The 13,093-nt window shown below is 29.1% G+C and carries 14 protein-coding genes; 12 read left to right on the top strand and 2 right to left on the bottom strand.

The genetic code is table 11. The features are described 5' to 3' along the window. Positions 1 to 131: 131 nt before the first annotated feature. The gene (locus tag MARPI_RS07785; RefSeq protein ID WP_014297044.1) at positions 132 to 734 is read left to right on the top strand and encodes a hypothetical protein; all 603 of its coding nucleotides are present in this window, start codon (positions 132 to 134) and stop codon (positions 732 to 734) included. A 21-nt stretch (positions 735 to 755) separates the two neighbouring features. Beyond that, positions 756 to 1,919, top strand: coding sequence for a S41 family peptidase (locus MARPI_RS07780; protein ID WP_014297043.1), 1,164 nt, complete (start codon positions 756 to 758; stop codon positions 1,917 to 1,919). Between the two features lie 11 nt (positions 1,920 to 1,930). Here the strand turns inward: MARPI_RS07780 and lepA are convergent, their stop codons facing one another. After that, entirely contained in the window at positions 1,931 to 3,751 is a 1,821-nt protein-coding gene (lepA, locus tag MARPI_RS07775; protein ID WP_014297042.1) for a translation elongation factor 4, read from the bottom strand. Positions 3,752 to 3,896: 145 nt separating this feature from the next. Here lepA and MARPI_RS07770 point away from each other — a divergent pair, with 145 nt between their 5' ends. Genes MARPI_RS07770 through MARPI_RS07730 form a run of 9 tightly spaced genes read left to right on the top strand, consistent with a single transcriptional unit; the run spans position 3,897 to position 11,498 of the window. Beyond that, positions 3,897 to 4,736, top strand: coding sequence for a hypothetical protein (locus MARPI_RS07770; protein ID WP_014297041.1), 840 nt, complete (start codon positions 3,897 to 3,899; stop codon positions 4,734 to 4,736). Continuing rightward, positions 4,726 to 5,862 (top strand): radical SAM family heme chaperone HemW, encoded by a 1,137-nt coding sequence (gene hemW / locus MARPI_RS07765; RefSeq protein ID WP_171814213.1) that lies wholly within the window; start codon positions 4,726 to 4,728, stop codon positions 5,860 to 5,862. The genes MARPI_RS07770 and hemW overlap by 11 nt, the downstream gene beginning before the upstream one ends. Next, positions 5,859 to 6,380 (top strand): deoxycytidylate deaminase, encoded by a 522-nt coding sequence (locus MARPI_RS07760; RefSeq protein ID WP_014297039.1) that lies wholly within the window; start codon positions 5,859 to 5,861, stop codon positions 6,378 to 6,380. The genes hemW and MARPI_RS07760 overlap by 4 nt, the downstream gene beginning before the upstream one ends. A 14-nt stretch (positions 6,381 to 6,394) precedes the next feature. Further along, positions 6,395 to 7,222 carry a 2-oxoacid:ferredoxin oxidoreductase subunit beta gene (locus MARPI_RS07755; RefSeq protein WP_014297038.1) on the top strand — a complete coding sequence of 276 codons (828 nt, stop codon included), beginning with the start codon at positions 6,395 to 6,397 and terminating at the stop codon, positions 7,220 to 7,222. Further along, entirely contained in the window at positions 7,219 to 7,815 is a 597-nt protein-coding gene (locus MARPI_RS07750) for a 2-oxoacid:acceptor oxidoreductase family protein (RefSeq protein WP_014297037.1), read from the top strand. The genes MARPI_RS07755 and MARPI_RS07750 overlap by 4 nt, the downstream gene beginning before the upstream one ends. Continuing rightward, positions 7,815 to 8,258, top strand: a complete 444-nt coding sequence (locus MARPI_RS07745; RefSeq protein WP_014297036.1) for a diacylglycerol kinase family protein — start codon at positions 7,815 to 7,817, stop codon at positions 8,256 to 8,258. The genes MARPI_RS07750 and MARPI_RS07745 overlap by 1 nt, the downstream gene beginning before the upstream one ends. Further along, the gene (locus MARPI_RS07740; RefSeq protein WP_014297035.1) at positions 8,251 to 9,297 is read left to right on the top strand and encodes a protein-glutamate methylesterase/protein-glutamine glutaminase; all 1,047 of its coding nucleotides are present in this window, start codon (positions 8,251 to 8,253) and stop codon (positions 9,295 to 9,297) included. The genes MARPI_RS07745 and MARPI_RS07740 overlap by 8 nt, the downstream gene beginning before the upstream one ends. Next, complete coding sequence (locus tag MARPI_RS07735; RefSeq protein ID WP_014297034.1) at positions 9,297 to 10,121, top strand: LysM peptidoglycan-binding domain-containing protein; 825 nt, start codon at positions 9,297 to 9,299, stop codon at positions 10,119 to 10,121. Before MARPI_RS07740 ends, MARPI_RS07735 begins: the two co-directional genes overlap by 1 nt. A 3-nt stretch (positions 10,122 to 10,124) precedes the next feature. Continuing rightward, entirely contained in the window at positions 10,125 to 11,498 is a 1,374-nt protein-coding gene (locus MARPI_RS07730; RefSeq protein WP_014297033.1) for an N-acetylmuramoyl-L-alanine amidase family protein, read from the top strand. Positions 11,499 to 11,626: 128 nt separating this feature from the next. Here MARPI_RS07730 and pgl read toward each other — a convergent pair whose 3' ends face one another. Beyond that, positions 11,627 to 12,319, bottom strand: a complete 693-nt coding sequence (gene pgl / locus MARPI_RS07725) for a 6-phosphogluconolactonase (RefSeq protein ID WP_014297032.1) — start codon at positions 12,317 to 12,319, stop codon at positions 11,627 to 11,629. A 202-nt stretch (positions 12,320 to 12,521) separates the two neighbouring features. On the opposite strand from pgl, the gene MARPI_RS07720 reads away from it, so the two are divergent. Continuing rightward, complete coding sequence (locus tag MARPI_RS07720; protein WP_014297031.1) at positions 12,522 to 13,091, top strand: methionine synthase; 570 nt, start codon at positions 12,522 to 12,524, stop codon at positions 13,089 to 13,091. Positions 13,092 to 13,093 lie beyond the last annotated feature (2 nt).

Below are 13,093 nucleotides of genomic sequence, written 5' to 3'. Positions count from 1 at the left end.
GATTATTATAAAAAATCCTGAGAGAATTAACAACTCTCAGGATTTTTTTATTGAAAAAGATATTTTTTTTTGATATAATATTGTACAAGTTTGTTAAAAATATAATTTATTAACAAAAAAGGAGGGAAAATGTGGAATTTTATGATTCAAATGAAAAAAAAGATATTTTTTACTTCTTTGCTATTTTTCTTATGGTTTTGTATTCAAATATTGCATTATATATGCGTCTTCCTTATGGAAATGGCATTTTGAATTTTATTACAATATATATACTCTTTAAAAGCATAATCTCATTTACTAAAGAAGATGATTTATATTTTCTTAGAATAGATATCAACAGCGTACTAGAAAATTTTAAGGATACGAAATTGCTTTTGCTGATATTGGCATTAACGCTAATTCATGTTTTACATAATATTAAATATAACATATATGTTTTTTATAACAAATCCTCTATTATTTTTGCAATTATCCTAATTTATTTTCTATGTATAAAATTACGTGATGATATGGAACATGCATATCCAGACAGTATTATATCACCATTCTTAATAGCTTTCTTTGCATCATTATTTGTAAATGGATTGAAACTTACAAACAGTTCATTTTATTTTTCATTTAATAATGTTTTATTCACAGGATATATATATTCCTTTGTATTTTTTCTTTTGATGTATTATATTATAAAAAGATCCGATCATATTTATTGGGCACTTATTATTTATTTACTATAATCTTTTACAAGGAGGAATACTATGGGAAAAACAAAATTTATTTTAAATCTTTTAATCGTTGCTGCAATATTCTACCTTATATGGCTAAATACAGAATATAAACTTAAACTACATGAATCTAATATATTTGGAAAAATGTACAATTGCATAAAAAACAACTACTATCCAGAATTAACAGATGAAGAAATTGACGATATGTTATATAATGCTATACAGGGACTTCATACAAAATATAGCGATTTTATAAAATCCAATAAAGATTATGTTGATCTCGCATCAGATTATGCATATAAACTGGGTTTTACAGGAAAATATAATTTTAAAAAACAGGCAGTAGAGGTATCAGAGGTCTTTTTCGGTTCAAAGGTTTATAAAGAAGGTTTGCGTTCAGGAGATTATATAATAGCAATTAACGGCAAAGATGTTAGAAGAGATGATATTCCCTCATTCGAAAACACGGAAAATTTTACAATAACTGTTTTAAACAAAAATCGAGAAACATTTAACATTTCCTTTTCAAAAAGGACGGGTTTTTATAAAATGATGGATACAAAGGTCATTAAAGAAAAAGAAAAAAAATTTTTGATAATAAAAATAAACTATTTTGGTGAAGGATTATTTGAAGGATTTAATGATTATATTAATCTTGCAATTGAAAGAAAAATCGACAATATAATTATTGACTTAAGAAATAATCATGGTGGTTCTTTAAATGAAGCTCAAAAAGTCCTTTCGCTTTTATCTCCTCAAAATGTATTTTATAATATAAAACTTAAAAATAATTATTATATGCTCAGTCGAATTCAAAATATCAAATACAGAAAAGAATTAAATAATAAAAAAATAGTTGTAATTGTAAACAGATTTAGCGCTTCAGCTTCTGAATTGGTTGGATTATATCTCAGGGATAATAACCTTGCAACTGTTATTGGCGAAAGAACTTATGGAAAATCTGAAATTTTAAATACATTTTCTCTTGATGAAAATAGAAAAATAATAATACCTGTAGGACAATATATATCTTTAAATGGCGAAAATATTTCAGGAAAAGGTTTTGAACCAAACATAAAAATCGAAGATCCTGATTTTGGTATAATATATGAAAATATCAGAGAACCAGAAGAAGATCTTTTATTAGAAAAAGCTATTGATATTTGTTTAAAAAATCCCCCTTCATTATCCTGAAGGGGGAAAATTTATTTTTCTTCCTCATTTATTTTCAAAATTGCAAGAAATGCATTTTGAGGTATTGTTACCCTACCAATTTGGCGCATTCTTTTCTTACCTTCTTTTTGTTTTTCAAGCAATTTCATCTTTCTTGTTATATCTCCACCATAACACTTTGCAAGAACATCTTTCCTATATGCTTTAATTGTGGATCTTGCAATAATTCTTCCATCTGCTTTTGCCTGTATTGGAATTTCAAACTGATGTTTTGGGATGAGATCCTTTAATTTTTCTACCATTTTCTTCGACATTTCATATAATTTACTTCTATGTGCAATAAACGACAACGCTTCAACTGGCTCTCTATTAACAAGTATTGTAACCTTTAATAAATCAGATTTTCTAAATCCTATTAATTCATAATCCATTGAAGCATATCCGCGGCTAATCGCTTTCATTCTATCAAAGAAATCAAAGATTATTTCGCCAAGTGGAACTTCAAAATGCATAACTACCCTATCTTTACCAGCATTTGATACAGAAACAAATTCTCCTCGTTTTTCATTTTGAACTACACCCATTAAACCGCCCATATATTCTGTTGGTGTAATAATATCAAGTTTTACATATGGTTCATATACTTCTTCCAATAAATCCTGATCAGGAAATTGTGTTGGATCATGAATTTCTATTTCTTCGCCATTTTTCAATTTAGCCTTATAAACAACATTTGGAGCTGTTAATATAATGGCTAATTCAAATTCTCTTTCTATTCTTTCTCTTACAACATCCATATGTAATAATCCAAGAAAACCACATCTAAAACCAAATCCAAGCGCAGGTGAATGTTCAGGATTAAAGGTTAAAGCAGCGTCATTTAATTTTAGTTTATCAAGCGCTTTTCTTAATTCTTCATAATAATCTGGAACACCAGGATATATACCGGCATATACCATAGGTTTCACTTCTTTATATCCTGGCAATGGTTCATCTATTGGATCTGTTGCACTTGTTATGGTATCACCTACACGTGCAAGCTCAACCTCTTTGATTCCTGCGATTATATATCCAACTTCACCAGCAGATAATGAATCTGTTTTTTGCATTTCGGGATGGAATATTCCAACTTCAACAACTTCATATGTTTCTTTATTTGACATAGTCATTATTTTATCGCCAGTTTTAACTGTTCCTCCATATATTCTCGTATATATGATTACTCCTCTATATTTATCATACTTTGCATCAAATATCAAAGCCTTTAACTTATCTTCACTTGTTCCTTTGGAGGTAGGAGCTGGAATTCTCTTTATAATCTCTTCAAGTAGCTCTTCAACACCTTCACCTGTTTTTCCGGACACCTTTAACGCGTCATCTGCTGAAATACCTATTAAATCTTCTATTTCAGCCAATGTCTCTTCAACATTGGCATTTGGCAAATCGATTTTATTGACCGCAGGAATAATTTCAAGATCATTTTCTATTGCAAGATATGTATTTGCAACTGTTTGTGCTTCTACCCCCTGAGATGCATCAACGAGCAACACTGCTCCTTCACATGCTGCAAGACTTCTTGAAACCTCATATGTAAAATCAACATGCCCCGGTGTATCTATAATATTTATTTCATAGGTATTTCCATCTTTAGCTGGATACATAATTTTAACAGGTTGTGCTTTTATTGTAATACCTCTTTCCTGTTCAATATCCATCATATCAAGATATTGGTCATGCATTTTACGATTATCAATGCTTTTTGTTATTTCAAGTATTCTATCAACCAATGTTGTTTTACCATGATCTATATGCGCTATAATACTGATATTTCTTATCAATTCAGGATTATACATAACTTCACCTCCGTCTATTACAACAATGAAAATTTTCTATATTATATCAGAAAAGTTTTTCAAATTTGCTAATATGAAAATTAAAATTGTGATATAATTCTTCTTGGTGGAGAATTTTAAAATTTATTATATCAGGAGGTGCCTCATGAAAAAAAATATTTTAATCTCTCTTTTACTATTGTTATTTATCACTTCATTTTCCATTAATTATGAAATAACCAATAATTATCTCGAATTAAAAATACCGTTTTGGAGTACTAAAAATCAAAATCTTGGAATATCAGGAAAATATCCATTCTCTTACGATTTACACTTTCCAACACTTGGAACATATTATACTGGCTCCAAAGAATTTTATACATATCAAAAAATATTCTTTAAAAAAATAAAATTAAAAATCGGCGAAAGAATTTTTGATTTTGGAATAAAATACGATATAGAAAACAATTCTCCAGAAATTTTTTATTCTATAAAAAAATACTCCAATCAACTGGCAATGAAAAGCTTCTCATATTCATACAATTCAGTATTTAAAAACGGAAGTGAAACACGTAATCTTTCTTCTTCTAACATATTAGCAGCTACTATATTAAAGCTCACCACATATTCAAATAGTTTCAAATATAAAAATACAGATTTTTCTGTGTCAAATTACTCAGTATATGCACAAAGATACATGAAAATACCTTTTATTCTAGGTGAATCCTCTTTAGGTATTTCGCTGAGTTTACCTGTTGGAATATTAGAAAACAAGTATTTTTCTGGATTTTGGGGATACGGAGTTTTATATTCTGAAAATAATTATTATCCTTATTTCACATTTCAATCACCATTTAAAATAGATAAAAGCGAATATTATATTGGCATGCAGATGAAGATGTCCGAAGATGCTGGGTTCTTATTGTATCTAAGCAAAAACGATATTAAAAATCCTTTAAGCATAATAATAACCAATAATGGATGGTGTTTCTTCATTGAATACTAATAAAATTGGATTATATATACATATTCCATTTTGCAAATCAAAATGTTTATATTGTGATTATCCCATGACAACAAATTTAAATATTCAGGATAGATATTTTGAATCGCTTTTTAAGGAAATAGATTTATATAAGGACAAAAATCTGAAAATCGAAACTCTTTTTTTAGGCGGTGGAACACCTACTTATGTTGATATAAAAAATATAGAAAAATTATTTAAAAAATTATCAGATTCTTTCAATTTTCAACCTGACGAAATAACTATTGAAAGCAATCCTGAAATTCTTACTGAAGAATTATTACATACATATTTCTCACTTGGTATAAATAGACTGAGTATTGGTGTGCAAACTTTTGATAATGAAATCTTAAAAAGAATGAATAGAAAATACAACAACGAAGTTATACAGGAAAAGTATTATCTTGCTAGAAGGTATTTTTCAAATATAAATTTTGATTTTATCTTAGGATTACCAGGAGATAACTGGAAAAGTTTAGAAGAAAATATTAAATATATAGAAAAAATGCAGCCTGATCATGTCTCATATTATATTTTTGATAGCGATCATGAAACTCCACTTCGGAGTTTACTAAACAAAGGAAAACTTTCATTACCTGATGATGCATTTATAGAAGAAGGTTATGATTTTGTTATTTCTGAACTTTCAAAAGTAGGTTATCAACGTTATGAAATTTCCAATTGGGCAAAAAATAATTTTGAATGTAAACATAATCTAAAATACTGGAATAACGAAAATTATCATGGTTTTGGAATTTCTGCCGGTGGTCATATTGGCAATATAAGATATACAAAAACATGGATATTGAAAGACTATATGGAAAAATTAGCAAACAATGAAATTCCATATGATTATTATGTTCAAAATGAACCTTTAAATGAATTAACAGAAGAATTATTTATGGGATTAAGACTTATAAAAGGAATAAGCGTTAAAAATTTAGAAAAAAAATACGGAGATTTATTTTTAAAATTCATCAAAAATTTGAGTACTGAGGTATCTGATATGATTATTGTTGATGATTACGTCAGATTAAACGAAAAAGGCCTGGATTTATCTAAAATGGTATTTGAAAAAATACTGGAAGTGAGGGAAAATATATTATGAGTTTAAGGGATAGGGTAGATGAATATATAAAAAAAAATAAATTATTGGAAATAAGTTTTCCTGAAAAGAAAAATATTGAAGATTGGGACATTTATTTTATGAAAATAGCTTTTCTTGTTAGTGAGAGATCATCGTGTACCCATAGAAAGGTTGGAGCTGTAATAGTAAAGGATAAACGCGTATTGGCAACAGGCTACAACCAGCCACCATCAGGTTTTCCTCACTGTGATCAAATTACCTGTATCAGAGATGAATTAAATATAAAAAGCGGTGAACATCAGGAAATATGTTATGGATTACACGCTGAACAAAATGCTTTAATGCAGGCAGCAAAATTCGGAATTTCAACTGACGGTGCAACAATATATGTAACTCATCAACCATGTTCTGTTTGCGCAAGGCTTATAATAAACGCCGGTATTAAGCGTGTAATATATGGTGGAGATTATCCAGATTCATTAACAAAATTATTTTTTAAACTTTCAAATATTGAATACAGGCTATTCCAATTAAAATAAATCGGAGGTGCGGCATGCCTACTCAAAAGTATTTTCAGTATCTCAGAAAAGATAGACTTCCAAATGTATGGTGTCCAGGCTGCGGAAATGGTATAATTATGAAATCTTTTATTGAAGCAGCTGCTAATTTAAACCTTGATAAAAATAAGGTTGCTGTTGTTTCTGGTATTGGTTGTTCTTCAAGAGTTACAGGATATTTAGATTTTAATACTCTTCACACATTACACGGAAGAGCTATTCCATTTGCTACAGGTGTAAAGCTTGCAAGGCCTGATCTCGAAGTTGTTGTAATGGGTGGAGATGGTGATATGCTCGCTATTGGTGGAAATCATTTTATACACGCCTGTAGAAGAAATATGAATCTAACAGTAATACTATTTAATAATACAATATACGGCATGACAGGTGGTCAATATTCACCAACCACTCCTCATGAAGCAACTGCTTCAACAGCACCATATGGAAATGTTGAGCGCTCTTTTGATCCTGTTCAAATGGCTATTGCTTCTGGTGCTACCTATGTTGCAAGAAGTACAGTATATCATTACATGCAAAGCGTTAAATATATAGAAAATGCTATAAAACACAAAGGTATGTCTGTTGTTGAAATAGTATCAAATTGTCATACTTACTATGGAAGATATAATGGAATGTCAAAACCAACACAGTTTATGGACTACTTTAAAAATAATGCTATTACAATAAACAAAGCAAAAGATATGTCAAAAGAAGAATTGGAAGGAAAAATAGTAATTGGAGAATTCCATAAAGATGATGCTAAAAAAACCTATTTAGACTTATACGCAGAAATCTCTGCTAAATTAGGTGGTGTTGCTAAATGAAATTAAGAGAACCTTCAAGCATAAGAATTAGCGGTATGGGCGGTCAGGGTAATATTTTAATGGGATTAATACTTGCTGAATCATTGGTTAAAGAAGGGTATTGGGTTGTTCAATCTCAACACTATGGTGCTCAGGTTAGGGGAGGTTTATCATTTTGTGACGTTCTTTTTTCTGAAGAAACCATAGATTACCCTAAAGCTGAAACATTTGATGTATTATACTTAATGCATGATATTGCATTCTCTCATCTTTCAAAAGTTAAAAATAATGGTATCATATTCTACGACAGCTCATATATAAAAGCATTACCTCAAACTGTTGCAAGGGTAACAAAAAAGATTATCCCAATTCCTGCTTCAAAATTAGCTTATGAAAAATTAGGCAATTCAAATGTTGCTAATATGATAGGTTTAGGGGCAATTGCTAAAAATTGTGGCATTGTTAGCCTTGATACATTAGTAGAAGTAATGAAAAAGAGAGTTAATGAGAGATTTTATGAAATAGATGAAAAAGCATTAAAGATTGGATATGAATTCGTCGAAAAGAAATATGAAATAAAAAATAACGGACATTCAGTAGGAAGAGGTTTTTAATGAGAAAATTTTCAAAAAGTTTAAAATTTGCTATCCAGGGATTATTTGAAGTTTTTACAACCCAAAGAAATTTCAAAATACAAACTACATTTGCATTATTGGCTTTTATATTGGCTATTATATTAAATCTTGATGAAAGTCAGATACTATGGATATCTCTGGCAATATTCATGGTACTTATCCTTGAAACAATTAATACACTTGTAGAAAAAATGATGGATTTAATGCATCCAGAATATAATGCAATTGTTGGTATTATAAAAGATTTAGGAGCAGCTGCGGTATTAATCGCAGCTACTTTTTCTATTGTTGTTGCAGCTGTAATATTCGGTGGCAAAATGTTTAATTGGCCTCCCAAATATGGTATAATTATAGGTATACTATTCATTTTATTTATAATTATCGGCAGCATCCTGAAAAAAGGGAGGGATAACAATGGATGATAAAGTAATTAAAATATTAATAGTAGACGATTCTGGATTCATGAGAATGGTTTTAAAAGACATTATTGAAAAACAAAAGGATATGAAGGTCGTTGGAATAGCCAAAACAGGTCTTGAAGGTGTTGAAAAGGCTATTCAATTAAAACCAGATGTAATTACAATGGATGTCGAAATGCCGGAATTAAACGGTCTTGAAGCTGTAAAAATAATTATGAAAAAAAGACCTACACCTATTATAATGGTTAGTAGTTTAACTTCAAAGGATTCTGAAATTACAATTGAAGCACTGGAAAATGGCGCTGTAGATTTTATACAAAAACCTGCCGGAAGCGTTTCATGGACATTCAGGACTGTTGCTGACGAATTATTGGAAAAAATAAGAAATGCTGCAAAGGTTGATGTGACTAAAATGACTATGAGAAGGATCAAACCTAAAAAACCAAGAATATCAACAATGTTAAGAGGACAAAAGATTGTTTTAATTGCTTCTTCTACTGGTGGCCCAAGATCATTAGATACAATTATTCCTAACTTACCAAAAGGGATAAATGTTCCGGTGGTTGTTGTTCAGCACATGCCTCCAGGATTTACCAATTCTCTCGCAAAAAGATTGGATAAGATTTCCGAATTGCATGTAAAAGAAGCTGAAGACAATGAAGAATTAAAACCAGATACTGTATATATTGCACCTGGAAATTACCATCTTGGTTTAAAAGCTTCCGGAAGCAAGGTATATACATTCCTTGATCAATCAGATAAAATAAATAATGTTAGACCTGCTGCAGATTTTACATTTGATCTTGCCGCAGAAATTTATAAATCAAATATAATTGCCGCAGTATTAACAGGAATGGGTAAAGATGGTGCAAAAGGTGCATTTAAAATTAAACATTATGGCGGAAAAATAATTGCTGAATCAAAAGAAACCTGCGTAGTATATGGAATGCCTAAAGCTGTTGTCGAAGAAAATTATGCAGATTTTGTTCTTCCAAATTATGAAATAGCAGATAAAATCGTAGAGTTGTTGGGAGGAAAATAATGAAAAATCGGATTTTTTTAATTATTTTAACATTATTAATTACAACTATATTTTCTGTTAATACATACACATACACAGTAAAATCTGGCGATTCTCTAGAACTAATTGCATATAAACATAATATTCCCTTATCATTAATTGTTGATTATAATCCCGAACTCGCTTATAAGAAATATATATATCCAGGACAAAAAATTAAAATCCCGGAAGAACCTGTTTTTATATATACAGTAAAATCTGGTGATAATCTTTCATATATTGCCAAATCGATGTTTACAGACTTAAATCTCTTAATAAAATACAATCATATAACAAATCCAGAAAAAATATATGTAGGTCAGAAATTATTAATACCTTACAATTATCTTGGATTATCCTACAATAAAAAGGTTACTGTTTCATGGCCTGTATGGGGAGAATTAACCTCACCTTACGGTTGGAGAATACATCCAATTTACCACGAAAAAAGATTTCATAGTGGAATAGATATAGCTTTAAGCGAAGGATTACCTATATTTTCTTCTATAACCGGAAAGGTTGTAGAAGTAAAAAAAGATAAAGGTTATGGAATATATGTAAAAATAAAGGCTGGAAAACATTATTATATATTTGCACACATGTCCAGAGCGGATGTTGTTCCTGGAATAATTGTTAAAAAGGGTGAATTAATTGGAAGAGTTGGAAGTACAGGAATATCCACAGGTCCTCATGTTCATTTTGAAGTAAGAACACTTGATGAAAAGAGCGTAAATCCTATGATCTTTTTACCAGGAATGAAGTTTGCACATGTTGAAATAGATAAAAACTATATGGGTGGCGAGTAATGCATGAATTATAATAAAAAATTACCTCTTTTAATTTTCCTAATAATTATATTTTCAATACAATTATTTTCAAAAGACTTGTTTTTACAATGGAAAAAAGTAGATAGACTTAATTACATTGAGGAAAATGGAAAGATTTTCCTCAATGTTTCTTATTTAAAACATCTTGAATACGACGTAATTTCTACATCTGAAAATCTATTAATAATAAAATTTCAGGATACATGGTCAGCAGTTGTATTTCCAAATGCACAAATTGCCATATTGAATTCTTCTGAATCACTAACACTAGACAAAAATAATTTTAAATATATAAATAAAAATTATTATGTTGAATTAAGCACATTAGCCCAAATTGCAAATCTTGAATATTTTACTAATTCAAAGGGTTATTATTTAAATTACAACCTTGCAAAATTAAAAAGTATAGACGGCTTTTTAATGAATGAAAGATTGCGTGTTATTATGGAATTTTCAATGAAACCGGAAAAATATGAAGTATATTCGCTCACATCTGCACCGGGATATTTAATAAAAATATATGGTGCTGAGATTCCTGAAGTTTCCTTTTCAAAAACATATAACAATAAATTCCTAAAACAGATAAAAGCCATGCAACATTCTAAAAAAGAAATATGGGTAACCATAATACTTGGTGCCGAAGCAAAAAAATATACCAAAATCACAGAAAACGGAAGAATTATTCTTGATATAGAATTAACAGAAAAATTCACTGCACCTATAGTGGTTTTAGATCCCGGACATGGAGACTTTGATCCTGGTGCTCTTGGATATCTTGGAACGAAAGAAAAAGATGTCGCTTTAAAGGTTGCATTAAAAACACAGGAATTATTAAAAAATAAAAATATAAGGGTTTATCTCACAAGAAGCTATGATAAATTTGTAGAATTATATAATCGTGCAAAATTTGCAAATGATGTTGGGGCAGATTTATTTGTAAGTATACATCTCAATTCATATCTTGAAAATCGAAGTGTTCGAGGTTCAGAAATTTATTATTTCTCATTTTCAAACGATAAATACGCCAGAAAAATCGCAAGGAAAGAAAACCTCGACATGAAAAAAAATAAGGATATAATAGAATCAAGAGTTATAGAAAAGAAAAATTCAATTCCAGAAAGCAAAAAATTTGCAGAATTATTAAAAAAACGCATCAAAGAAAATAACATTCCTTTTAGATCCATACATGCAGCTGAATTTGCAGTACTGGCATATACTAAATGCCCGGCAGTATTATTTGAACTTGAATTTCTTTCAAATCCAACAGTAGAAATAAGCTTTAAATCCGGTGTATATATAGATTTGTTCGCTAAAATAATATCAGACAGTATTCTGGAATATTTTGGATTAAAATAATGAGGCTGTTAAAGCCTCATTATTTTATTAATTGCAGGAATTTTTCTTCATTTTTTCGCCAATATACTGAGGTTAGATTGATATTTTGATAGAAATTTAATAATACACCTTCAAATCACTAATAAAGATTACTTAGATATAAAATATATCAAATTCTCACGTGGTTTTATATTTCCCACCGGATATTCTTTCCCTCTAAAAACTTCATTTAATACTTTTATTTTTTCTTTTCCAGAAATTAAAAAAACAACGTTTTTACTATTATTTATAGTATTATATGTAAAGGTTATTCTTGGAACTAATGGATTTGCATTTTTTGGTATAACATAATCAATATACTTATTATTTGAAATTTCAATATCTGGAAAAATTGAGGCAACATGTCCATCATTCCCCATTCCCAAAAGAATTAAATCAAATGAAACATCTTTATCTTTCTTCTCAAAAAATTTCAATATTTGGTTTTCATAATCTTCTACACATTTTTCAATAGGTTCGATTTCTGTTCTTATTCTAAAAATATTTTTTGGGGGAATATCTATTTTTGAAATCAACGTTTCAAAAGCCATTTTATAATTGCTATATTCATTTTCTTTATCCACATATCTTTCATCACCAAAAAATATATATACATCATTCCAGTTTATTTTTAAATTATATTCAGATGCCAGAATTTGATACAGTAATTTTGGAGTATTGCCCCCCGCTAAGACCAGAGAAAAATACCCCTGTTTTCTTATGTAATAATCATAAAAGTTAAAAACAGTTTTTGCAGTTTCAAAACTCATTTCATTTATATTTTCGTATTCAAATATTCTCATTAAAACCTCCAAATCCTCTTCTAAGAGTAGTAATTACCTTATACTTCTATTAAATTATATTATATCATATCATCTCAAAATAAATAAATAGTTTTTATATAACTCACAATACGTTATTTTATCTTTAAAAATATATATGCTATAATAAATAAAAACTTTAATACAAGCATTGATTTTATTATTTATTAGTAGAGGTGATACGATGAATTTTTCTGAAATAGAAGAATATATTCCACAAAAAAGCGAATACATGCCTTCAAAACAAATATATCTGGCGCGTGCTGGAAGTATATATAAAAAAATTATTGATGATGAAAATCTAAATAAAATTGTTACCGAAATATATCTTAAAGGTCTTGAACTTGCAAGTCCACAATTGTGGCATAATATATATGAAATAAATAAAGTTCCCAAAGAAATAATTCCTTCAAAGTTCGTTGGTTCAAAAAAATTATCTATATTTCTTTCAACATTAGGTGAGAGAATTGATAAAGAAATTGAAAGCTTAATGGAAAGAAATAAAGTTCTTGAAGGAACGTTACTTGACGCATGGGCTTCTGAAGCTCTTGAAAAATTAAATAATACATTTGACCAAAAATTACGAACTAAATATGGAAAAGGTACTATGCGTTTTTCACCTGGATATGGGGATATCGATATTAGAGTAAATAAAATTATAGTTGAAATGCTAAATTTAACAGATAAAATTATGGTTCGTGAAAGTGGTATAATGATTCCAGGAAAAACAACAACCTGTTTAATAGGCTGGTGATA

It is taken from the genome of Marinitoga piezophila KA3 (genome assembly GCF_000255135.1).
GTDB classification, from domain to species: domain Bacteria; phylum Thermotogota; class Thermotogae; order Petrotogales; family Petrotogaceae; genus Marinitoga; species Marinitoga piezophila.
The sequence above is the reverse complement of the archived record's forward strand: the minus strand, read 5'-3'. Positions and strand labels throughout refer to the sequence as shown.